We start from the raw sequence: 24,944 nt of genomic DNA, 5'->3' as shown, positions 1-24,944 counted from the left end.
TAGTATGTCTATAAATTGCTTTCATTGCCTTGAAAGTGTACCTAACGGGTTTAGCGCACACGTAGTAATTGATAATAAATCTCAGCCAATGTGTTGCATTGGCTGCCAAGCCGTTGCGCAAAACATTATTGATCAAGGTATGACCGACTATTATAAATATCGTACCGTTCAAGCTGGTAAAGTAGAGCAGTTAGTACCAGAGCAACTCGCCTTTATTAAAAGCTACGACAATGAAGATATTCAAGACGAATTTATAACGACCAATGACAACTTCTCAGAAGTATTGCTCAGCGTAGAAGGTATAACCTGCGCAGCTTGTGCATGGCTTATAGAAAAGCAATTACTCAGTTTAAAAACAGTAAAGCGTGTTGATGTTAATACCTCAACTAACCGCGCTATGGTGCAATGGGATAAAACCGCCACCCCATTGAGCGAAATTATTACTAGCCTTGCTAAAATTGGCTATAAAGCCTATCCGTTTCAGTCCGACTTAGAAGCACAGCAAAAACAGCAAACCGCAAAAGCCTATATTCGCCGCTTAGGTGTAGCCGGTTTAATGACCATGCAAGTGATGATGTTTGCCTTTGCTATGTACTTTGGCATGTTCTCCGGTATGGACAGTAATTTTGAGGAATACTTTAGGTGGATCAGCCTCGTTTTAGCTTCTCCGGTTATTTTATATAGCGCACTGCCCTTTTTAAGTAATGCCATTAATGGTTTAAAAGCAAAACAGCTTAATATGGACTTACCCGTCTCGCTGGCTATTTTTGGTGCTTACGGCGCAAGTTCTTACGCCACAATTATGAATGTTGGCGAGGTGTACTTTGAATCGGTATGTATGTTCACCTTTTTATTATTATTAGGTAAATATCTAGAATTTAGAGCACGATTAAAAGCCAGTGAATTTACAGCTAACTTACAAAAGTTATTGCCACTAACCGCCCGTACTCTCGATGCAAATGGGCAAGAACATATTATTGCCGCTAAAAAGCTTAAATTAAACGATATTATTCTAATTAAAGCCGGCGAAACCATTCCTGCCGATGGAATTTTAATTAAAGGTAAAACCAGCGTTGATGAATCAATGATGACCGGAGAGCACCTGCCGGTTAATAAGTTTATTAATCACAGTGTTTACGCCGGCACAGTCAATCATGACGGTATTATTGAAATAAAAATCAATAAAATAGGTCAAAGCACGCTGCTAAATCAAATAATTCGCCTACAACACAATGCACTTAGCAAACGCCCTAAACTAGTAGAAATTACAGATAAAGTTGCCCAATGGTTTGTAGCCGTGTTACTTATATTTGCATCGATAACGGCATTTGGCTGGTATCAAATTGCCCCTGAGCAAGCATTTTGGATCACTATTTCTGTACTCGTGGCTACTTGTCCTTGCGCGCTAAGTTTAGCTATTCCAACCGCATTAACCTGTTCGGTAGCCAACCTTACTCGTAAAGGTATTTTAATAAAACAAGCGCATGTGCTCGAAACTTTATCTAAAATCACTTTATTCGCATTTGATAAAACCGGCACGCTAACCCAAGGACGCTTTAGCTTAGATGCGGTCGATATACTCAGTGAAGAGTACACTAAAAACCAAGTGCTTGAGATTGCAGCCCAACTAGAGAGCTATTCAGAGCACCCAATTGCCCGTGCGTTTAGCCAATATAAAGTACCAGGGCATAAACTTAACGACATTCAATTACATCCGGGCAAAGGGATCAGTGCACAGCATAACGACACCCATTATGCTATTGGTAAAAGTGGCTGGTTTAATAGTAAAAAAACTAACGCGCAAGCAACTTTGTATATTAATCAGCAACCTATTGCGCGCTTTTACTTTGTCGATAAAATAAAAAATGATGCGAGTACGTTAATTAACGCCCTACACACGCATAAGTTAACGTGTCATATGCTTACTGGCGATGCGTCTGATGCGGGGCAACGTATAGCTAAAAAACTTAAATTACACAGCGTGCAATCGGGCTGTAGCCCTAAAGACAAACAAACAGCGGTTGAGCAATGGTCAACACAAGGTGAAGTGGTTGCCATGGTAGGTGATGGGGTAAACGACAGCCCAGTATTTGCCAGCGCGCACTTATCAATCGCCATGGAAACTGGGGCCGATATTTCAAAAAATAGCGCCGATGTGGTTTTGCTCAATAGCGATTTAGCCTCAATCGAGCACCTATTAATAGTTGCCAAAAAAACTAGGCGTATTATTAAACAAAACTTAACTTTGTCTTTATTGTATAATGGCTCAATATTACCGTTAGCTGCAATGGGGCTGGTAGCGCCTTGGATGGCTGTTATTGGTATGTCGACCAGCTCAATTATTGTGATATGCAACTCATTAAGGCTGTTAAAGTTATGAGCATAATTTACATTTTAGTTCCTATCGCTATTTTATTTGTACTAATAGCTATAGGAGTATTTTTTTGGGCAGTAAAAGGCGAGCAATTTTCTGATTTAAATAAACAAGGCCATAGTATCTTGTTTGAAGATGACAAAGAGCAGCATAACAAAAGTAATGATTGACCCTATTTTTGTCAGTGCTTTTTTTATGGGCCTAATTGGCAGCGGCCATTGCATTGCAATGTGTGGTGGCATAGCCAGCTCATTGCAATTAGCCAGTAATAAACGCCAAACCCTCATTTACTCTTTTGCTTATAATATAGGCCGAGCGCTAAGTTACATGCTTGCAGGCGCATTAGTGGCAGGCATTAGCAGTAAATTTGCCACGCAAAACTCTGTTTTTGCATTATCACTGTCTTTTATAGCAGGCATTTTTATGTTGTTGGTAGGGGTATATATAATGCGCTTAGCAGCTACCTTACAATGGCTCGAAAAAGTAGGTAAAACTTTAGTTTGGCAACACCTAGTTAAATTTAATAAATATTTAATGCCGATTAACTCGCCATTTAAAGCACTTGGATACGGCGCTTTATGGGGCTGGTTACCCTGTGGTTTAGTTTATTCAGCACTTACTTGGGCCATGACCAGCGCAAATGCGCTTGATGGTGCATTAGTAATGCTGTGTTTTGCACTAGGTACATTTCCCGCGATGATCACAATAGGCGTTAGTGCAAAAAAACTGAGCACCCTATTTAATCACCCTTGGACGCGAATAATATTAGGCAGCGTAATAATTTGGTATGGTATTTATTTACTGATCATTGCAACAGATAAGCTTGTGCATTAACATTGATCATATTGTGGCTTGAATTTTAACGGATTGAATTTATGGATTTTTCTCAAGGTCGTGCTAAAAGTAATTGTGCTATTAGCTGTAATAACTGCAGTATCAGCCAGTTATGTTTACCCTTCTCTCTTAATGGTCAAGAAATGGATAAGCTTGACGAAATAATCGAGCGCAAAAAACCATTACACAAAGGCGACTTTTTGTTTGAGTCGGGCGCGCCATTAAACGCTATTTATGCTGTGCGTTCGGGTTCGTTTAAATCTTATACTTTATCTGAGCAAGGCGATGAGCAAATTACAGGGTTTCATTTAGCCGGTGACTTAGTTGGTTTTGATGCAATAAGTAAAATGATGCACCAAAGTTTTTCACAAGCGTTAGAAACATCTATGGTATGCGAAATTCCGTTTGATACCCTTGACGAGTTAGCAGGCAGACTCCCGAAGTTACGCCAACAAATAATGCGCTTAATGAGTAGCGAAATTACCTATGATCAAGAAATGCTGTTACTGCTTAACAAAAAATCTGCCGAGCAGCGCTTAGCCAGCTTTATTTTTAACTTATCGGAACGCTTTGGTGAACGTGGTTTTTCTCGTAAAGAATTTCGCTTTACCATGACCCGCGGCGAAATAGGCAATTACCTGGGTTTAACCGTTGAAACGATTAGTCGTTTATTGAGTCGCTTTCAAAAAGCCGATTTAATAAAAGTTGAAGGTAAATTTATTACTATTTTAAATAACGATGCACTAGCCAAAGCAGCGGCAATAGTAAAACCTCGCTAATTAGCGTACTTACATTGTAATATTTAAACTATTTAAACTAATTCCTTAGATTAAATAGTTTGATTTAGAACAATAATATTTGTGCTATCCCTTTCACTGTGCTCTATTTACGTTACACTCAAAGTACACCCGTAAAGTGAATGGAGTTGCACATGAACACGATTAAACGCATTCTTGCGGTTATTGACCCCACCAAAGACGACCAGCACGGTTTAGCTCGTTCGATTGATTTAGCTAAAAAATCTGGTGCGAGTATTACCGCCTTTATGACGGTTTACGACTTTTCTTATGAAATGACTACAATGCTCTCTGGCGAAGAGCGCGAAGCTATGCGTAAAGCCGTGTTAAACGACCGCGAGCTTTGGTTAAAAGATTTAGTATCGCCTTATCAAAATGTTAATATTGATACACAAGTTGTTTGGCACAATCGCCCTTACGAAGCCATTATTAATACCGTTATTGAGCAAAAATTTGACCTTGTTATTAAAGGCACTCATCAGCACAGTACACTTAAAGCCGTTATTTTCACCCCAACCGACTGGCATTTAGTACGAAAATGTCCATCTCCGGTTTTATTTGTAAAACAAATGGCATGGCCTGCAAATGGCAACATTTTAGCGGCTGTTAATGCAGTGAGCGAAAACGAGCAACACTTAGCCCTTAATAAACGTATTATTAAAGACGCACAATTTTTAGCTGAACTGGCCAACGCCCAACTAAACTTGGTGAACGCCTACCCTGCGACACCAATTAATATTGCCATAGAAATACCTGAATTTAACCCTGGCATTTATAACGAGTCGGTTAAAAAACATCATCATCAATCTACTAATGCACTGGCTGATGAGTTTAATTTACCCCCAGAGCAGTGCTTTATTGAAGAGGGTTTGCCTGAGGACGTTATTCCCGATGTAGCAAAACGTTTAAACAGCGAGTTGGTGGTTATTGGCACTGTAGGGCGTACTGGTTTAAGCGCGGCCTTAGTAGGCAATACTGCAGAGCATGTAATTGATAGCCTAGATTGCGATGTATTGGCACTCAAACCCGATGGTTATATAAGCCCACTCGCAAAAGATTAAATTTTGTTACCGGGCATTTTAAGTATATAATGCGCCCCTTTATTTTTAGCAAATAACTTTGCCGTATTGTTTAATAAGGGGGCGTAATTGTCTCATTCAGATCAAGCTAAAGCTCAATTTAACTTAACCAAGCTTCAAAAGCGTTTACGCCGCCAAACAGGTCAAGCCGTCATGGACTTTAACATGATTGAAGAAGGCGACCGCATTATGGTGTGCTTATCTGGTGGCAAAGATAGCTACACTATGCTCGACATGCTGCAACACTTAAAACGTGTAGCACCGATTAAGTTTGAGCTATTTGTTGTTAACTTAGATCAAAAGCAACCTGGCTTTCCTGAGCACGTTTTACCCCAGTATCTAGATAAACTAAATGTTGAATACAAAATTGTAGAAGAAGACACCTACAGCATAGTGACCGATATTATTCCTGAAGGTAAAACGACTTGTTCACTTTGTTCGCGCCTGCGCCGGGGTATTTTATACCATACTGCTAAAGAGTTAGGTGCAACTAAAATTGCGCTTGGCCATCATCGCGATGACATGATCGAAACCCTATTTTTAAATATGTTTTACGGCGGCAAACTTAAAAGTATGCCAGCTAAGCTAATGAGCGATAACGGTGAACATATGGTTATTCGCCCACTTGCATACTGTAAAGAAAGCGATATTAGCCAATATGCGTTTGTACAGGGCTACCCTATTATTCCGTGTAACTTATGTGGCTCGCAAGAAAACCTACAGCGTAAACACACAAAAGCTATGTTAGCTAAGTGGGACGCAGAGCACCCAGGGCGTATAGAAAGTATTTTTACCGCCATGCAAAACGTTGTACCTTCACACTTAGCAGATAACCAGTTATTTGATTTTACTAATTTGCAAACTGGCGAAGTAATTGATGGTGGCGATATTGCCCTAGATAAACCAGACATTCCTAAAGTGCCAATTAATAGTTTACAAGATGAAGATGCCAGCGCAGAAGTTGTTACTATTAATCTGAGCTAACTTAAAGGTTATATATAAAAAGGGTTTGCCATGGCAAACCCTTTTTATTGCACCCACCTAAAAGCTTAATCATTCAAGCTTTAAACGCTCATATAAACCAGATGCCCTAGACACACTTTTATTCATTGCCAGTAACAATACTTTTTTATCTGCCACCAGCTCAAAGGTATTTTTAGCACGCGTTATGCCGGTATACACTAACTGCCTATTTATCCCCATGCGGGCTTGTTTTAGCGGCGGCAATACCATGGCGGTGTAGCTAAACTCTGATCCTTGTGATTTATGTATAGTCATTACATATACTTTGTCGTGCGCAGGTAAGCGTGCTGCCGAAAACGCCCGTTGATTCCCCTGCTCGTCTATAAATAGTGCTTTAAGCTGGCCGCTTTCATCGGGCATTAAAATACCAATGTCGCCATTAAACAACTTAAGCTGATAATCGTTTTGGCTTACCATTATTGGCATACCGGTATAATGGCGCTGATTCGGGCTTAGGGTAATAAGTCCTTGTTGTTGTAAAACGCGCTCAATACGCTGATTTAAACTATTAACTCCGTAATCACCTTCACGCACCGCGGCCAGTAACTGATAACTTGCAAAGGCTTTATGCACCTCTGCAACGCTTGCACCTTGAGCAATTAAACTAAGGTAATGTGTGTATTTACTTGCAGCGCTTTTAACCAATTTTTCGATAGGTTTAGCTATAAAGTCGTAATCTAAAATCACATCCTTAAAACGCCCCTCAACACTTTCTTGCTCAACGTAATTTAAAACACCTGTGTTATTGGTATTTACCGCTAACGCAAGTTGACCAATACCACTTTGTGCATCAAAGCGGTAACTGTGTTGTAAAAATGCAATGCAATCGGCAAGTTTAAACGCGCTATTACTTTGCGCTATTAATTTAGCTTCGCCGTTAAAGCATAAGTTATTTAGCTCATCACATCGTGCAGGTGAATAACCAGGTGTTTGCCCCAGTACTAACCCTTGGCATAAGTCGCTCATTACGCTGCCGGTGTCTACCGAGGCCAGCTGATCTTTATCACCTAAGAGTATTAACCGTGCATGTGCAGGTAATGCCTCAATTAGTTTTGCCATCAGCGATAAGTCGACCATTGAGGCTTCATCTATAATCAACACATCTAAATGCAGTGGATTCGCTTTATTGTGCCTAAATTTATTGGTAAAGGGTTTTACCCCTAATAATCGGTGAATAGTTTGTGCACTTTCGGGGATTAACGTTTTAATATCAGCGGGTATATTAGTGAGCTTATCTTTAGCGCCTAAAATTGATTCGCTTAAACGCGCTGCAGCTTTACCTGTAGGTGCCACCAGCTTAATACTCAGCGGTGCGGTTTTGTAAAGCGACTGTAAAATGGCGAGTAATTTAGTCACAGTGGTCGTTTTACCAGTACCTGGGCCGCCAGTAATAACGCTAAAACCTTTGGTGGCTGCAATAGCACAGGCTACTTTTTGCCAATCGGTGGTAATGTTTACATCGGGTGTAAAATACTCATTAAGTAGCGCAGCTAATAACTCATTATTTATATTAAGTTTACGCTCGCTCATTGTTAGTAAACGGCTCGCTAATGTTTGCTCGTATCCGGCAAGGCGCGCAAAATAAAGGCGTTGATTAAACAGTTGCAGTGGTTTGTTGTCTCCAACGCTTGTATGGTTTTGTAAATAGCTAAGCACCTGCTCATAATTAAACCCTTCACTAAACGGGCTTAGCTTATCTGGCACGCTCCCCTGTGTTTTACTAAAATCGCTGCGGCGTAAATTAAAGGGGTTACTCCAATCAACCTCGCTTAAGGTTAAACAACTATGCTGGCTTTGCTGCGATAAACACAGTAATAGCACCAGATAAAACATCTCATTGTGCGTATTTTCGCTATCGCTGTTACTTTTACTGAGCATTTCAGCTAACTTTACATCCACAATGCGAATGCGGTTTTCGCTAAGTAAATAGGTAAGTAAAGGCACTGCTGTACTTAAAGTAGGGTTTTGCTCATTTAGCTCAAGTTCCTGATCTAACTCTTGATCAAACTCTTGATCAAAAAGGCCCGGTTGATTATTTAGTTCACTCATAACATGGCTCCTTGGCTAAACAAACCATCTAAAATAGTCACTTGCTCAGTGGTGAGCTTTTTAAAGTACACACCTTGCCCAGCTGGCATGCCGCGTAAAAAGGTGTAATACACGCCGCCTAAATGAGTTTCAACTGAGTAATCAGCTATACGCTGTTTTAGCAAACGATGCAGCGCTACGGTGTAAATTAAATACTGTAAATGGTACTGGTGGCTACTCATGGCTTGCTCAAGCATATCGTGCTCGTAATCAGCAGCGTTACTACCTAAGTAATTAGATTTATAATCTAAAATATAATATTTACCTTGGTGGCAAAATATTAAATCGATAAAACCTTTTAACAGCCCTTTTACATGGCTAAATTCGAGCTTACTGTGCTCAAAACCAAAATGTTTTATAAGAATTTCATTAAGCTGCGGCGCACTTAAACTTTTAAGCGGTAAGTTAAACTCCATTTCTACTAGGCAATCACTTGGCGCTAGTTGGCTTAAACTCAGGCCATTACTGTTAACTAAAGAGCTATTAGCTGAGGTATCATTACCTGAGGTATTAATATTTGCATTACTATCGTCATTCAGTGGGCAAGCAAGAACGTCTAATACCCACTGCTCAGTAATATCTTGCCAGTGTTCACTAATATGGTACTTTTCTAGGCTGCGTTTAATAACGTCTGCTAAGTTGTGCTCTTTATTAACTGGGTGCTCTATTGGGCTAGTAAAATCTATTTGCTCAAAAATTTCGTGTAAACAACTCCCCGGTTTTGCCCCCTTAGGAAAGCTATATACAGAAGGTGCTTCGTCTTCTTGTACGGCAAATTCATCTTTTTCATGATCTTCATCACTGCGACCAGGCGCTAGGTGGTCGATATGCTTTTTAAAGCTCAGCGCACTAAAGCTGGTTGCTCGCCAATTACGCTCAATATTGGCTGTTACATTATTTATACTCAATGTTTGCTGAGCATCAGCGCTATTATTAAAGCTTAAAGTACCTTGGGCTAATAAATCCTCTGAGGTGAATTGCTGATAATCCATACCTGTATGCTCGCTGCAAAAATCGGCTAAATGGTTACGCCAAATTTGACTACTTGTAATTTCAAGCCCTGCAAATAACACATGCCCCAGCGCACTGCTTTGTATTGCCAAACGGCTACTTTGCCCTTGGCCAATGTTATACATACCAATAGCACAAAAGTGTACCGCGCGAGTGAGTGCTACATACAGTAAGCGTAAATCTTCGGCAAGGCGCTCTTGCTCTGCTTTTTGCAGTGCGTCATCCCCTTTACTTAAATCGTAAATTAGTGCGCCATTATTATGATACAGCGCTTCTTTCGTTTCGCGGTAGCCACTAGCAAAGGGCATAAATACCAGCGGATACTCAAGCCCTTTTGAGGCGTGCATAGTCACTATTTTAACTAAATTAGCGTCGCTCTCTAGGCGTACTTGCACTGTTTCGCCATCTTGCTGGCTTACCTTTTGTGCAAACCAGCGCAGTAAACGCAGTGTGCCCTCAAGCTCAATTTGTTTTTGCTGTAGTATTTCGCCAAGGTGCCTAAAGTCGGTAAGCCAACGCTCAACGTTGTAGCCTAGGCCTTGCCATTTAGCACTAAGTTGATTGTGGCTCATTAAGCGCTCAAGCATTGCCATAGCGCCTTGCTTGTTCCAAATATGGCTAAGCTGCGCAAAAAAGTTTAAATGCTCTTGCCATTGTGCCTCGTCATCTGCCAGTGCATATATTTCGTTATAGCTTAAACAAAATAACGGCCCTGCTAACACCCCACGTAATAGCGACTCATCATACTGGCCATGTAACGCAGTTAAAAAATTAAGTAAGTGATGGCTAAGCTCTTGGCTAAACACACTCTCGCGCGATAAATACACGCTGGCAATTTTAGCGGTGCTTAAGGCCTTTTTCATTATTTGCGCCTCAACACGGTCACGCACTAATATACAAATATCTGCAGCGCTTACTGGCTTTTCTCCAATACAGGCACGCCCTTGCTCGGCCTGCGTTAGTAAGGTGACTATTTTATTGGCAAAAAAGGTGGCTAAATGCTGCTGCCCAATGGCTTTGCCAGTCGGCTTGTTTTTTTCATCTGCGGCGGTGTCGCTAAATACACAAAATTCAAACGCAGTGGCTGGTTGTCCGTCAATCAAAAACGATTCGTCTGCTTTTTTACCTTTAGCGGCTACTGCATTAAACGGTATGGCATCGTTATAAATAAAGCTGTTAGCGTGCTTACCAAATAAGCTGTTTACGCTGCTTACTACATCGCTGCTAGAGCGAAAGTTAGTACCTAGCGTAAATTGCTGCTGTTTTTGCACCGCTTCTTTGGCACCAATATAGGTAAAAATGTCTGCGCCCCTAAAACCATAAATAGCCTGTTTAGGATCGCCAATCATCGCCAGTGTAGTGTGCTCTTGCTGGTAAATTTTACTAAAAATACCGTACTGAATCGGATCGGTATCTTGAAACTCATCTATCATAGCCACCGGAAACAACTGGGCAATTTTTTGCGCCAGTACATTGCCTTGCTCGTTATTTAATGCACTGTGTAAATTGCTAAGTAAATCATCTGGGGTGATCACGCTTTGCTCTTGCTTGCGCTTTATTACGGCTGCTTTTACCCACTTTGCCGCATGCTGCACTACAGCAATTGCTAGCCCTTGGTTTATGGTGTTATTAAGTGCTGCCAGTTGGTCAAATTCAGTTAATAGCGGATGTGTAAATAGCGGCTGATTTTTTTTATAGTTACTTATATCGCTTAAGTTTTCACTACTCCATACCTCAAACGAATACTTGCTAGTACCAAATTCAAAAAACAAATCGCCGCCTAAACAAAAGGCTTCAAGTGCTGCAAGGCTGCCTTTGCGCCCTGGCGTTTTAGAACCACTTAAGCCCGAGCCTTTAATCGCAGCTATAAACTCTTGCTCTAATACCGCTTTTTTAAATGCAGGTACACGGATTATGTACTCGTCACGCGCTTGCCATACATCATCTAAGTTTACTTGCGGGGTTATTTGCGCATTCGCTTTATTTAAAATACTCGACACTTTGCCAAACAAAGCGTCTGGCGCGGCAAACACGCCTAAAATAGCATCGGTTTTTTCTTTATTGAGTGGATATACAAAGGCGCGCCAAAAATCTTTAATGGTTTCGAGCAATATGTCGCGCTCATCCAAAATAAACTCTAAGTTAAACGCCACACCCGACTCAAACGCGTGTTGTTTTAGCATGCGCTGACAAAAGCCATGAATGGTAAAAATAGCAGCTTCGTCCATCGATTTAGCCGCTGCATCGAGTAAATCAAAGGCGCGGTGTTTATCATCAACGGCAGCTATAACTCCTGCTATAAGCTCATCTTTTGGGTCTTGCCCAAGAAGTGCATCGCGCGCGGTGATGATACGATTACGCACGCGGTCTTTAATTTCTTGCGTGGCAGCATCGGTAAAAGTTACCACCAGTATTTGCTCAACGCTTAGCGGCTTATTTAATAGCGAGTTTACATCATCGGCTATTTGCATTCCCAATAAGTAACGTAAATATAGGCCAGTAATTGTATACGTTTTACCCGTACCGGCACTGGCTTCAATTAAGCTTTGCCCTGTTAGTGGCATAGTAAGTGGATTAAGCGCTTGCATGGTCACTCTCCTTAGCGTGTGCAAATAACGGGGCGAGTAATTTATCGCTCCACTGTATAAACTCGTCTTGGCAATCGTTAAGCGATTGTACCGTTAAGCGAATATAGGGGTTTTCGCCCTCGCCTCGCCCTATGTATTGCGGGCTAAATTTACTCATGGCTTTTGCTATATCGCCGCCGCTTTTTACGTACTCGTAGCCACTTACCGGAAAAAACGCCACGGGCTCGTTGCGCAGTGCTTTGTATAACTCAAACCAATCAACTAACAATGCATCGGCATCGGTTTTACTTATTGGCGCAAAGGTAACTTGTTTATCAAGCCCAAGTATTAGCGTTTCTACTTGTTGCTCCATACTTTGCGCTACTAGGTGATAAATAAAGCCTTTAATTAAATCTTTCGCTTTTATACTAGCGCTGCGATAAAACACTTGTTTTTGCAAATAAATATGGTTTAACCAGCCTTCTATTTTAGTGTTTTCTAGTTCGAGGGCTACCTCTATAGGGTCGCTTTTGCCCCCTTTAATTTGCTCTTTCACTTGCCCTGCCAATGCGTCTACTCGGTGCTGCATACTCTCAAATATTAAGCTACCTACGTTGGCTTGTGGTAGTTCGCCGCGTTGCAATATTTGTTCTGTACTAAGTGGCAGCTCATTAATGTTGGCTTCGAGTATTTCATCAAGGTAAAAATAGCGGCGCAATGCATCTAGGCTAAAGGGCTCTTCGTCTTTTACTACTTCGTTAAATTGCGGTAATCGCAATCCTAAACTTTGTTGATAAAAACTCTCTTGGGCGTTGCAAACACTGCGAATAAACACATCGAGCTCTAACTGCTCAGGCGGTGTTGCATTAAGCGCGCTCACGACTTGTGGGGTTATTGACTCACTTGGCAGCCAAATTGGATTATAGCTGTGGTTGCTCAGCACAGTGTTTGCTTGCTCATTGGCTAAATAATAATGGCTATTAAAGGGCTGTAAATGCTGTTGGCTAATTAAACACTCTGGCAGTGATTTTTCGCTGTCGTCGCTTAATGCAAAGCTACGCCCAATATATTCTAGCAGCTCGCTCACAAGGGTTGATGGCATGCGCGGCTGGTTGTCAAAACACGAGCGACCAATGTAACTCATGTATAAGTTATCGCGGGCACTGAGTAGCGCCTCTAAAAATAAGTAACGATCATCTAATTTACGTGATCGGTCACCTTTTTGTTTTTTAGAATAAGGCACTAAGTCAAAACCAATCGGCTGTACGTTACGCGGGTAGTCGGCATCATTCAAACCCAGCATACACACCACTTTAAATGGCACGGCGCGCATTGGCATTAGGGTACAAAAGTTAACTTGCCCCACTAAAAACCGCTGCCCTACGCCTTTTTCTTGAATGCCTTGTTTAATTAAGTAACTAACAATACGCTGCGATACCGCTTTGCTGTAGTCGCCATTATTATGATGCTTTTGTAACTCTTCGAGCACGTTTTGCAGCACCAATAAATCCCAGCTGTCGTCGCTTTCGCTCTCGTAAATTGCACTAAGCAACTCGCTTAAAACATGCGCTTTGTTGGTAAGCGTATCGTCGGGCGTTAATTGCTCTTTAAAGCTTTGTAGCACATCAATAAAATGCACTAGCTTATTAAGCGTATCAAGCGCCATGCCTTCTACTTCATCGGCGCTATAAATGCCGTTAAACGGGCATTGCTCGTCGCGCATCGCAATACCTAGTAATAAACGGTTAAGCCCATGTTGCCAGGTATTTAAATCGATAGCGGGTAAATCAAAGCTGCTTTTATGATCGGCATTTATACCCCATTTAACGCCAACACGTTCCAGCCAATATTGAATTTGCTCGTACTCGTGTGCCTCCAGGCCAAATTTTTCGGCTATTTGTGTCACTTGTAATAAATCGAGAATATCCGACACACCAAAGCGCGAAAACGGTAAATTAGCTAAACTCGCAAATGAGCTAAGTACGGGTTTTTCTTGCTCTATGGCTAAATCGGCAAGTGCGTAAGGAATAAAGCGGCTGCCTTGTGCGCCACCAAAAACGGCTTCAATGTACGGGCTGTAAGTGCCTACATCGGGCATCATTACTATTATGTCTTTGGGGGTAAGCGCAGGGTTTTGATTAAATAAATTAAGTAAGTAGTCGTGCAGGCGCTCAACTTCTCGAAGCGGTGTATGGCAATCGCTTAGCGTAATACTGGTGTCGGTTGCACTTATAGGCAATTTACCTTCGTTGTTTATAAACCACTCTTTGTTATCGGTCAGTGACTCACCTTTAAACGCTAGCTGATAAATTTCACTTTGTATTTGCCCAAGTAAGGTGTCGTCAAACACATCAATAAAACCATCAATCCAACGGGCGTCTAGCTGTACTAGCTGCTCAAAGTAATCGCGACCTAATTTACCCCACGAGGATAACAGTGGGTTGCCTATAAAGTAGTATTCTTCATCGGGATTAGTTTGCTTTTTTTGCTGCGCTTCCACCAGCGGCATTTTGGCGTATTTTGCACTTATTTTAGCGGCGGTTTTTTCATCAATAATATCGCCCCAATAATGCTCACTGGGATTAAAAAAGAATAAAAATACCTCGGTTTTTTCACTCAGCGCTGTAAATACTTCAAGCTGCGAGCTGGCAATGGCCGATATACCAAATAAACTAATGCGTTGTGGTAATAAGCTGTTGTCCATTGTCTCAAGCGCTGCCAGCAGTTGTCCTTGCATATTCGCGCGATGAAACTGACTTTGCCCAAGCTCTAGGCTTAACTGTACAATGCGTCGCCATAAATCAGGTTGCCACGGGGCAATGGTTACATCAACATCATCAAGTTCATCTATACCGCTATCCCATGTGGCAATCCAATGCGGGCGGTACATTAAATATTGGTCGTACACGTCGGCTATTTTTTCACACAAGGCAAAGGTTTTTTGGCCGTCAATATCGCCCTCTAAATAGGTTTTTAGCGGTAAATACAGTGGCTCATCAATACAGCTTGGTAAAATAGCAAACAGTTTCCATGCAAGGTTGGGTTTATTAAACGCCGACTCTTTAGGTACATTTGGTAAAAGTTGCTGATACAACTGCCAAATAAAGCTCGAAGGCAGCGGAAAATCCACCTGCGCCGCTACACCTAAGTTTTCGCTCAAACCAATTTTTAGCCACTGCGACATACCCGGTGACTGCACCAGTACCACTTCTTTGTCGAATGGGCTTGCTAATGGGTTGGTTTTTAATAACTGATGAAACTGCGCTTGCAGTGCTTCCATACGGTTTGATTGAATAATATTGAGCATACTTACCTGTCCTTGCTTGAGATAAAACGAGTGTAAGATATTTTCAATTACAGGGGTAGCGATTAGCGCAAATTGGCTTTAATAAATCAGCGGGTTAGTTAAATTTTATACGCACAGTAGTGATGCTATTTACTGTGCGTTTTATAAGGGCGATAATTAATAAGGGCTAATGCTTGAGAGTTTAAACTGACTTTGCATTATTGCTTTACCATCAATATCTTTGAGCTGTAATGAAATTGACGGGTCGGCTTGTTGCCAGTCTATGCTTAAATCGCCGTAATTAACCTGGTGGGTAAAGTCCCCTATTCGGTGTGTGTTAGGGCTTACATTTTTCCATTTTTCGGTTAGGCCAGAACTGGTCATTTCTATTAGTGGGTAGTCAAGGTTGTGCTTATACTGTGAAATTTCGCCCCAGTGGGTATCGCCGCTAATAATAACTACGCCGTTTACTTTATGCTTTTTGATCAGTGTAAATAAACGCTTTCGATCGTCGGGGAAATTAGCCCACGACTCCCACCCTGTAAATTCGGGAAGTAGCTGTAAGCTTGAGGCAATTAGCTTTATAGCCGCGGGCTTTTTAAGCTCTTGTTCAAGCCATTGCCACTGCGCCTCACCAAGCATTGATGCGCCTTTAACATGACTTGGGCTATACGGGCCTTGATTATTTAGTTTGCGCTTAGTGTCGTACTCCAACTTACTTACTGCGTTTAACGCATCTCGGTTCCAGCGCAAATCTGGCATAATCACCTGCACAGTTTGCTCACCTTCACCATACGTATACGAGGTATAAATACCATCGGGGCGAGTGCGTCGTGGTGAGTTTGCAGGTTCTTGCCAAAAATCGAGCATAATTTGCCGCGACTCTTCTTTATGCGGATACTCTTTACCTGCATCGTTTTGGCCATAATCGTGGTCATCCCACATGGCTATAATAGGCGTTTGTGCTTTTAGTGTTTTAAAACCGGGCTTTGCCCCTAAACGCTGATATTTATTAGCAAGTACGCTCATATTATTAGTGTCGCCATAAATATTGTCACCTAAAAATATAAATAAATCGCTCTGCTCTTTGTTTATAGCATCGAATATAGGAATGTTTTTATCTTGATGCCCGCACGAGCCAAATAATATTTTAGAGGGAGCACTCAAAGCACTAAAGCTTACAAGTAAGTTGGTTAATACTACCGCGGTTATTATTTTCATTTTACAATCTCATTAATCGCCGGTGCCATATTCGAATTTATCTGCTTTGGATTTTGCCCAAGTGCCTTTAACACTGTTGCGGCAATTTGCGTTTGTTTTAGCTCAGTAGTTGTTTTAACTAAGCCTTGGCCTTTTATTGCAGGGCCAATCGCGGCAAGCCAAATATGTTCGGAGCCTATAATGCCCTCGGGAAACTTATTTTCGCCTATATGCAGTGCTGCTAAGGCGCGTTTTGAACTGTGATGCTGCCAGTCGCTTGCGTTACTACCACGGCCATGATCTGTGGTAATAATGAGGGTAGTGTTATTTTTATAACCCGGTGTTGTTTGAATGGTATTCCATAAATCAGCTATAAAAGCATCGCTTTGTTTTGCCGATTTTAAATACGCGTGGTAATCACCATCGTGAGCAAAGTCGTCGGTCTCTCCTAAACTTATTACTAATAATTTTGGTTTTTTAGCTAACATATACGCCTTAGCAAACCGATAAGTAAAACTGTCTAATCGTACATTACTCCAAGGGCTCGGAATTTCATTTTGCATGGCATTTAAAAGTGGCGCATTTTCAAATAAATCCTCCTCAATTGGCATAAATCCGGCGTTAACATATACCTTACTGCGCTCAGTATTAAGTATTGAAGGAAATACATCCCAGCTACCAAATAAGGCGGTGTTATTTTTAAACGCGGGTTGGTGCTCCAAACGCTCTAATATAGTGTGATTTGGGTTAGGGATTTTATCATTACTATTAATACCTTCATCTACCTCACCGCTAAGTATTTCGTTATAACCGGGATACGAAAAATACCACGGGTTACTTACCGACATATTAGAGCCTTGCTCTCTATTACCAATTATTACCCCTTGCTTAGCTACAATTTGGGTAATAAACGGCATCAGCAGTTGCTGGCGTTTTGCAGAGCTGTTATGCCAAAACTCTGTATTTAGCTGCTCTGGCTTTTTAACAAAATCGGAATTATTAATAAGGTTTTTATCAGCGCCACTAAACACCTCTTGCCAGCGCACACCGTCAAGCGTTACCAACACTACATTTTGATCAGCTGTTTGTACTGCCGCTGCAAAGTCGCTTCCTAGGGCAATTAAACTAAATACACTTACTTTTAAAATCGTTTTCATATTGTTACCGGCCTATTTTTATAATAAAAAGCCCATTAATAATGGGCTTAAAATAATTTATATTACGACTTAAAAATCTGCAGTAAACGTAACCGCAGCAGTACGAGGCGCACCAATAAAGTAAGTAGTCCCATTACCTGTGCCACCTGCTAAGTAGCTTTTATCGGTTATGTTATAAACAACAAACGAGAGATCAATGGCTTTAAATGGCCCTGCGTCTACATCGGTTGAGTAACCGGCATTAAAGTCGAGTACCGTGTAGCCGTCTACTTTATTGCGTGCTCGCGTGCCTTCGTCTTGCCATGCACCTAAACGCTCACCTGTGTATTTAGCCGACAAACCAACACGAAAGCCGTCACTAAAGTAATCGGTAGATACAACCAATAAATCTTCCGATGTATCTATTAAGCTATCGCCTTTTTTAAAGCTTGGCGCTGCAGTATTGCCATCTTTATCTTGTAGTAATACGCCTTGTGAGTCATATGCATTTGGATCATCAGACGAATATTCAGAGCTGCTATTGGTATACGACGAATAAACACTCCAGCTTGGTGTGAGCATATAGCTTGCAGAGAGCTCTAACCCCTTAGAATCGATGCCCCCTACATTTATGTATGAACCATTAGTGCCAATAGTGTAGTCAATTCCGCCTGAATCACTGCCTGGTGCAATAAAGGTAATGCGGTTATCAAACTTAACGCTGTAGGCCGTTGCGCTTAGCGTTAATCTATCGGCTTGGTAGCGTACACCAAAATCAATGTTTTTTGCTGTTTCTGGTTCTATTTCTGTCAGTGTTGAACTGTCGCGCTCCAGTACCCCGTCTTTAATTGCAGCAAAGTTTTCGCTGTAACTTGCAAATAGTTCGGTATCGTTATTTAACTGGTACAGCGCACCACCACTAAATAAAACATCAGAGTCGCTGTCTACTTTATCTGAGCTTTCGTTAGCAAAGTGGTCGTACTTTTGTAACTCAACTAAATACTGTTTAGCGCCAATATTTAAGGTTAAATCACCTAAGTTAATAGAGTCTTGGATGTACCATTTGAACGTATCTGTATCAAAGGTATTTTTGTACTGAGTCCAGTAAGGGGTGTTTTCAAAATGATGAAAAATACGTGCATCAATTACTTTGTGCCAATCACGCGACTCTTCTCGCTCGCTTTGCTCATACCAAAAACCAGCCTCAATATCGTGATCACCAAACGTCGCTTGATAGTTAGCGGTTACGCCTAAACGATCTTTTTTGTAATGGGTATGGCGATAAGACATAACGGGCGTTGCTGTATCGTCGTAACATGCCGGATTTAAATCAGGCCCCGACTCCCACGGCCAACTTAAACTTGCTGTACAGCCTGAGTTAGGTGCAAGTGGGTTACCCTCGCTATCAGCAAAACCATAAGAGCCAGCATTAGTACCGCCTTGTGTTGTTGGCTCGCCGTTTTCATCAACTGGGGTTGTTAAATATGGTGGGATCCAGTCACCACGCCCCGAGTTTTTATGATAATAAGGGCTGATCGTTAATAGTGATGTGGGCGAAATTGCATATTCAAACTTTAAATAACCTAAGGTATTTTCACGTAGCGTCCCCCAACCTTCGGCAAACATTTGATCAAAATGCGGAACCCCTGTCCAGTTCCACGTTAATTGATCCCAATTTGGTGTTTGCTCAAATTGTTCAATACTCACGCTGTTGTAGTTAGTTTCGCTTACATCGTCGTAAGATAAGCGTCCGGTTAGGGTTAAATCGTTAAAATTAGATACAAACTTAAGCTCAGCATGTTGGTTGTCTTTACCGCCATTACTTCCCGAGCCAATCCAACGGCTGGTGTCGGTTTGCGAGTAGCTTACGTATGCTTGGGTATTATCAAAAACAGTGCCTGTTTCGTGCTTAATATAATAACGCGAGGCGTCGTGGCTGCCCGATGTATAGGCAAACGTAGTGCCTTTTTCGTGACTGGGATCTTTACTTACAAAATTAAATGTACCGCCTAGCGCTTCCAGCGATGCCGATTTAATATCAGACGTACCTTGGCCTACTTCAACTGTAGCCAGGTTTTCGCTGTCTAGGTAACGGTTAGCTTTAGCGCCGCCACCGTAATTAGAGCCACCATTGGGTATGCCATCTACTGTCATCCCTAATTGCTGTTGGTTACCGTCAATACTAAAACCACGCATTGTAATTGTGGTAGACCAGTCGTCACCACCAAATGCATCACCTTCGTTTATGCTAATACCCGGTAAATTATCAATCACCGACAATATACTTGCTACCGAACTTTGTTGCTCAAGCATTGCAGGCTCAATAACGTTGTTAGCGTAGCTGGTAGGCTTAGCGACTACGGTTATTTCTTCTATAGTTTTGTCGTTTGCATAAACAGATGTTGATACAGCCATGGCTATAGCCATGCTCAAAAGCGATTTGTTTTTTAAAGCGTACATTGTTGTCCCGTTTAGTTTTAATTATTAAAAATTAATTATTATGAAAACGGGAGCAGTATGAGTTTTAAATATGACAACGGGGATGAACTTTATTTACATAAAAATTAAACAAATATGGGAAATTTATGGCAGGAATATGTACAAAAAAAGACAACCCAAAAGTAAGCTTATGGGTTGTCTTAAAAATCGTTTTAAATAATTATAAAACTAATAGTTACACCAGCTCGCTAAGCATATCGGCATTGTATTCTACCAGCGGTTGATTATTACTAATTTTGCTTATGTAGTCTGGGTTTGCAATAAGTGGGCGACCAATGGCAATTAAGTCAAACTTAGCGTCGTTAATCGCCTCTTTTGCTGTCTCAAAACTATAGCTACCCACACCTACTAACGTACCTTTGTAGCCTGCGCGTAAAAACTCAGAAGTGTTTTTGCCTTCAAGCGAGTCAAAACGCATGCTGTCGTCAAAAATTCCACCATGTAAGTAAGCAAGATCTTTTGTGTCTAATTCAGCTAACAAATAATCAAATACGGCTTTGTCGCGGCTATCCTCGGTCATATTAAAATAAGCACCCGGCGTTACACGAATAGCGGTACGTTCGTTTCCAACGACAGCAATAACTGCGTCGGTTACTTCAAGCGCAAAACGCGCCATGTTCTCAGGCGTTTGGCCGTATTCATCATTGCGCTCATTTGCTGCATAATGTAAAAACTGATCAATTAAATAACCGTTAGCACCGTGAATTTCTATGCCATCGAAGCCTGCTTCTATTGCGTTTTCGGCTGCTTTTGCGTAATCGGCTACTAAGCTTTTAATATCATCTGTGGTTGCCGCTTTTGGCGTAATGTAAGTAAGCTCACGCATGCGCGGAACTGTCCCTTCTACACCAATTGCTGATGGCGCAAGTACATCGCCATCAAAAAAGTGTGGATGAGCAACACGGCCAACATGCCAAAGCTGGGCAAATATTTTGCCCCCATTGGTATGTACTGCGTCGGTTACTTTTTTCCAGCCCTGAATTTGCTCACTAGTAAATAAACCCGGCGTATTAGGATAGCCTTGCGCGTCTGGGCGAATAATTGTCGCTTCGCTAATAATTAACCCTGTATCTGCACGGCGCGCGTAGTAGTCAACCATAGCTTGGGTTGGCACTAGGTTATCATCAGCCATACTGCGCGTTAACGGCGCCATTAATACGCGGTTTTTAAGCTCAATTGTGCTGTTTAATTTATACGGGGCAAGTAAATCAATCGACATTGTGGATCCTTTGTGTGGGAATGGCTAAGCACTAAATGCTCAACCTAAATAGCAAGTATGGTGTGTAAATGCGGCCATTTGGTAAACATTCAAGGGTATTTTTGAATGAACGCTCAAATTAATAATAAAACTTATACTTACAGAGCCGTAAATTAGATCTATATAGGGTAAATTAAATAATAACTTTTCACCACACTGTCATATAACTCGATATACTTACACTTAATACCAAGCCATAAACTTAGAGTAAGCAAATTATGACAACAGCAAATAACACAGAACAACACGACGTAATTTTAGGCCTTGGTGCCAAAAAACGACTCGCTTTTATGTTTGAAACCACACAGCAATTTAAACAAGTATGGATTTTAAACGATGACGATGGCTGCGTTATGCTCACCAACGAAGATGACGACTGCGTACCCGTATGGCCAACTCGCGAGTTTGCACAAGCATGGGCCACTGGCGAATGGGAAGGTTGTACGCCTAAAGCTATTCCCACACAAGATTGGATAAACCGCTGGACACCCGGCTTAGAAGACGACGACTTACTTATTGCCGTTTTTCCAACCGAAGACGACGACGGCACTATACTGTTTCCGGATGAGTTTGATACACAATTAAAAATGCCAAAGAAAAAATATTAAGCACTTTCCCTCAAAACAGTAAAGCCATGCTCACAATAATGGTTTTACTGTTTTATACAGCCCCTTTGCAATTGCGGCCCTTATTAAATACTCGCTTTATATTACTAAGCTATAAATTTCCATCCAATTAAATCGCCCGCTAAATAGCATAATATTGTAACTATTAATGACCAACACGCCCTAAAAATTAAAATAAAATATACATTTTAAATAATTATTAACTATATTTTTAAATACAATAAATTATGGTTTTTTTAATCGCTAACTTTTAGCCAAATAACGTCGGCAAACCGATTTAAAGCAATAGGAAAATGGTTTTTCAGGCGTATAATCCACACACTTTTATACCCTAGGGTCAAATTATGTTTCAACTCCGTCTCATTACTATTTTAAGCGCTATCTTAGCGCTATTTGCTTGCTCTGAGCCAGTACCTGAACCAGCTAAACAAACAACCGCTAAAACCACTGCTGTTGAAAAAGCAACCAGCCAAAATGCAACTAGCATTACTACAAAAGCAACGGCCGAACCACAATCAGATATACAAAAAGCGCTAAGCAATGCGCCAGTAATTACTAACCTATCAGCAAGCCACCCAAACACCTTATCAACGCCAAATATTAACGATTTAGATAATAGCCCTGAATCTGATTTAATTCGTTACGGGCGTTTATTAGTTATCGATACCTACCGCCAATTACCCGAAAACGTTAATAACAAACTAAACTGTAGTTCTTGCCACCTAAACGAAGGCCGCGTAGCTAACGCAGCCCCTTATGTAGGTATGAACGTGGTTTATCCTAAGTTTCGTAGCCGTAATGCTAAAATAAACACTATTGAAGATCGTATTAATGGCTGTTTTCAACGCTCAATGAACGGCCAACCATTAATAACCGACTCTACACAAATGCAAGCTATGGTCAGCTACATGAACTTTTTATCGCAAGACATAAAAACAAAAGATGACTTAAAAAGTAATAATGGTTTTATAGCAATTAACAAAGACCTAGAGCCAAACGCAGAAAATGGCAAAACATTGTATACACAGCACTGTGCAAGCTGCCATCAAATGGACGCCAAAGGTTTATACCCTAGTGGCACTTATATGTTCCCAGCAGTAGCAGGCGACAACTCATTTAATGACGGCGCAGGTATGGCACGTACTTATACCGCAGCTGCATTTATAAAAGGCAACATGCCACTTGGCCAAGAAGGTATTTTAACTGACCAAGAAGCCGTTGATATTGCATTTTACTTTAGCCACCTAGCACGTCCAGCATTTGCCGCTAAAGCAAACGACTGGCCTGAAGGCGGCGCACCAAAAGACGTACGCCGTTAATAGTATTAACCACGGTTAAATAATAAAACCAAAAAGCCAGTTGGATTAACCCACTGGCTTTTTAATAACATATATAATTTTATTACAGGCACAAAAAAGGACGTCATGAGACGTCCTGATATTGAATAATGGTGGGGGGAGAGGGATTCGAACCCTCGTTAGGGATTAACCTAAACACACTTTCCAGGCGTGCGCCTTCAGCCACTCAGCCATCCCTCCACGGCGTTGCTACATACTAGGTAGTGCAACAAGCGCGCTATAGTATGAAATAGCCGCCATAGGTGCAAGGCATTTTTAGTTTTGAGCTTTTAACTGCTCACTTATCATTCATATTTTTTATGCTGTGCACAAAAAACGGCTATGCGGGTGGCATAACCGTTTTTTAGGCGTTAACTTAACGTGCGTTTTTATATTCGTTAATTTTACTTTGCCATTGTGGCGGTAAAATCAAGCATGCGGTTAAGTGATTTAAGTGCGCCTTCGCGTAAGTCCATGTCAACAAACACTTCTTTACCTTTGGGGTCTATCAGAGCTTCTTCAATCGCTTTTAAGCCGTTCATTGCCATCCAAGGGCAATGCGCACATGTTTTACATGAAGCGCCTTCACCGGCAGTTGGAGCGGCAAAGAATTCTTTGTCTGGGCATAGTTGCTGCATTTTATAAAAAATACCGCGATCAGTGGCAACAATAAACTTTTGATTGCTCATAGTTTGTGCCGCTTTGATCAATTGACTGGTTGAACCTACTGCATCAGCAAGGGCAACAATTTCCTCTGGCGACTCTGGGTGTACGAGTACGCCCGCATCTGGGTGCAGCGCTTTCATGTCTTTTAGAGCTTTAGTTTTAAACTCGTCATGAACGATACATGCACCATTCCACATGATCATATCTGCGCCGGTATTCTTTTGAATATAGCTACCTAGGTGCTTGTCTGGGCCCCAAATTATTTTTTCACCTAGTTCGTCTAAGTGCTCAACAATTTCCAGTGCACACGATGAGGTTACAATCCAATCTGCACGCGCTTTTACTGCGGTAGAGGTATTTGCATACACTACTACTGTGCGGTCGGGGTGCTGATCGCAAAACGCTGAGAATTCATCTACCGGGCAACCTATGTCTAACGAACAAGTCGCTTCGAGCGTTGGCATAACCACGGTTTTGTTAGGCGTTAATATTTTTGCGGTTTCACCCATAAAACGCACACCCGCTACAATGATCATGTCGGCATCGTGGCGTGTACCAAAACGCGCCATTTCTAGCGAGTCGGCAACGCAGCCGCCGGTTTCTTCGGCTAGTGCTTGTATTTCAGGATCGGTATAGTAATGGGCAACTAATACGGCATTTTTTTCTTGCAGTAGTTGCTTTATACGTGCTTTGTATTCGCCTTGTTCGTTTTGTGTTAACGGTGCTGGCTTAGGAGGGAAAATATAGCCTTCAGGCATAATAGTTTGAGCTAGACTCATGTTCTCGACCACTTCATCTATATTGCATTAATTACGATGAATTATACGAGAATATAAAGCTAAATAACAGCTATCTGCTCAAGGTGTTTATAAATAAAAAGTTGAAGTTTTAAAAAGACGCTATTAAGAAGGGATTGTCTAAAAATGGTGGGGCATGATGGATTTGAACCATCGACCAATTGATTAAAAGTCAACTGCTCTACCAACTGAGCTAATGCCCCCCTTTGATAACTAATTAGCAAGGCTGCTAGTTAGTTGATTGCGTAAATCCGCCGACTAATACTTTACTTTCACTGCTCATAGAATGGTGGGGCATGATGGATTTGAACCATCGACCAATTGATTAAAAGTCAACTGCTCTACCAACTGAGCTAATGCCCCGCT

The 24,944-nt window shown here is 41.4% G+C and carries 16 protein-coding genes and 3 tRNA genes; 8 read left to right on the top strand and 11 right to left on the bottom strand.

The genetic code is table 11. The features are described 5' to 3' along the window. Positions 1 to 4: 4 nt before the first annotated feature. The 6 genes from H5058_RS11585 to ttcA all read left to right on the top strand — a co-directional run bounded on the left by H5058_RS11585 (position 5) and on the right by ttcA (position 6,068). Complete coding sequence (locus tag H5058_RS11585; RefSeq protein WP_182678315.1) at positions 5 to 2,380, top strand: heavy metal translocating P-type ATPase; 2,376 nt, start codon at positions 5 to 7, stop codon at positions 2,378 to 2,380. Continuing rightward, positions 2,377 to 2,544 (top strand): cbb3-type cytochrome oxidase assembly protein CcoS, encoded by a 168-nt coding sequence (gene ccoS, locus H5058_RS11580; protein ID WP_008109812.1) that lies wholly within the window; start codon positions 2,377 to 2,379, stop codon positions 2,542 to 2,544. Before H5058_RS11585 ends, ccoS begins: the two co-directional genes overlap by 4 nt. Beyond that, positions 2,537 to 3,208, top strand: a complete 672-nt coding sequence (locus tag H5058_RS11575) for a sulfite exporter TauE/SafE family protein (RefSeq protein WP_041454477.1) — start codon at positions 2,537 to 2,539, stop codon at positions 3,206 to 3,208. Before ccoS ends, H5058_RS11575 begins: the two co-directional genes overlap by 8 nt. Positions 3,209 to 3,249: 41 nt before the next feature. Further along, positions 3,250 to 3,987, top strand: a complete 738-nt coding sequence (locus H5058_RS11570; protein ID WP_182678313.1) for an FNR family transcription factor — start codon at positions 3,250 to 3,252, stop codon at positions 3,985 to 3,987. Between the two features lie 152 nt (positions 3,988 to 4,139). Continuing rightward, positions 4,140 to 5,066, top strand: a complete 927-nt coding sequence (gene uspE / locus H5058_RS11565; protein ID WP_011328525.1) for a universal stress protein UspE — start codon at positions 4,140 to 4,142, stop codon at positions 5,064 to 5,066. Between the two features lie 87 nt (positions 5,067 to 5,153). Continuing rightward, positions 5,154 to 6,068 carry a tRNA 2-thiocytidine(32) synthetase TtcA gene (ttcA, locus tag H5058_RS11560; RefSeq protein WP_182678311.1) on the top strand — a complete coding sequence of 305 codons (915 nt, stop codon included), beginning with the start codon at positions 5,154 to 5,156 and terminating at the stop codon, positions 6,066 to 6,068. Between the two features lie 69 nt (positions 6,069 to 6,137). Here ttcA and recD read toward each other — a convergent pair whose 3' ends face one another. The 7 genes from recD to H5058_RS11525 form a co-directional block, all read right to left on the bottom strand. Continuing rightward, complete coding sequence (gene recD / locus H5058_RS11555) at positions 6,138 to 8,156, bottom strand: exodeoxyribonuclease V subunit alpha (protein WP_182678309.1); 2,019 nt, start codon at positions 8,154 to 8,156, stop codon at positions 6,138 to 6,140. Next, positions 8,153 to 11,794 (bottom strand): exodeoxyribonuclease V subunit beta, encoded by a 3,642-nt coding sequence (recB, locus tag H5058_RS11550; RefSeq protein ID WP_179807961.1) that lies wholly within the window; start codon positions 11,792 to 11,794, stop codon positions 8,153 to 8,155. Before recB ends, recD begins: the two co-directional genes overlap by 4 nt. Next, the gene (gene recC / locus H5058_RS11545) at positions 11,781 to 15,080 is read right to left on the bottom strand and encodes an exodeoxyribonuclease V subunit gamma (RefSeq protein ID WP_179807960.1); all 3,300 of its coding nucleotides are present in this window, start codon (positions 15,078 to 15,080) and stop codon (positions 11,781 to 11,783) included. Before recC ends, recB begins: the two co-directional genes overlap by 14 nt. Positions 15,081 to 15,236: 156 nt before the next feature. Continuing rightward, on the bottom strand, positions 15,237 to 16,280 hold the full coding sequence (locus H5058_RS11540) for an alkaline phosphatase D family protein (RefSeq protein ID WP_179807959.1): 1,044 nt from the start codon (positions 16,278 to 16,280) through the stop codon (positions 15,237 to 15,239). After that, a complete protein-coding gene (locus H5058_RS11535; protein WP_179807958.1) occupies positions 16,277 to 17,416 on the bottom strand; it encodes an alkaline phosphatase family protein in 1,140 nt (379 codons plus the stop codon). The genes H5058_RS11540 and H5058_RS11535 overlap by 4 nt, the downstream gene beginning before the upstream one ends. 69 nt (positions 17,417 to 17,485) lie before the next feature. After that, complete coding sequence (locus H5058_RS11530) at positions 17,486 to 19,855, bottom strand: TonB-dependent receptor domain-containing protein (RefSeq protein ID WP_179807957.1); 2,370 nt, start codon at positions 19,853 to 19,855, stop codon at positions 17,486 to 17,488. A 214-nt stretch (positions 19,856 to 20,069) separates the two neighbouring features. Continuing rightward, complete coding sequence (locus tag H5058_RS11525; RefSeq protein WP_011328537.1) at positions 20,070 to 21,113, bottom strand: alkene reductase; 1,044 nt, start codon at positions 21,111 to 21,113, stop codon at positions 20,070 to 20,072. A 257-nt stretch (positions 21,114 to 21,370) separates the two neighbouring features. On the opposite strand from H5058_RS11525, the gene H5058_RS11520 reads away from it, so the two are divergent. Then, positions 21,371 to 21,760, top strand: a complete 390-nt coding sequence (locus H5058_RS11520) for a DUF2750 domain-containing protein (RefSeq protein ID WP_011328538.1) — start codon at positions 21,371 to 21,373, stop codon at positions 21,758 to 21,760. Between the two features lie 362 nt (positions 21,761 to 22,122). Then, positions 22,123 to 23,097 carry a c-type cytochrome gene (locus H5058_RS11515; RefSeq protein ID WP_218911015.1) on the top strand — a complete coding sequence of 325 codons (975 nt, stop codon included), beginning with the start codon at positions 22,123 to 22,125 and terminating at the stop codon, positions 23,095 to 23,097. Positions 23,098 to 23,226: 129 nt separating this feature from the next. On the opposite strand, the gene H5058_RS11510 is transcribed toward H5058_RS11515, so the two are convergent. From H5058_RS11510 to H5058_RS11495, 4 genes are all read right to left on the bottom strand, one after another. Next, positions 23,227 to 23,316, bottom strand: a tRNA-Ser gene (locus H5058_RS11510). 203 nt (positions 23,317 to 23,519) lie between these two features. Beyond that, entirely contained in the window at positions 23,520 to 24,560 is a 1,041-nt protein-coding gene (nadA, locus tag H5058_RS11505) for a quinolinate synthase NadA (protein ID WP_182678307.1), read from the bottom strand. A 145-nt stretch (positions 24,561 to 24,705) separates the two neighbouring features. After that, positions 24,706 to 24,781: transfer RNA gene (locus H5058_RS11500), tRNA-Lys, on the bottom strand. Between the two features lie 84 nt (positions 24,782 to 24,865). Beyond that, positions 24,866 to 24,941 (bottom strand) — tRNA-Lys (locus H5058_RS11495). Positions 24,942 to 24,944 lie beyond the last annotated feature (3 nt).

The sequence above is a fragment of the Pseudoalteromonas sp. SR45-4 genome (assembly GCF_014163535.1).
In the GTDB taxonomy this organism is placed as follows: domain Bacteria; phylum Pseudomonadota; class Gammaproteobacteria; order Enterobacterales; family Alteromonadaceae; genus Pseudoalteromonas; species Pseudoalteromonas nigrifaciens.
Note: the sequence above shows the minus strand (reverse complement) of the source record. Positions and strands in the feature narration are given on the sequence as shown.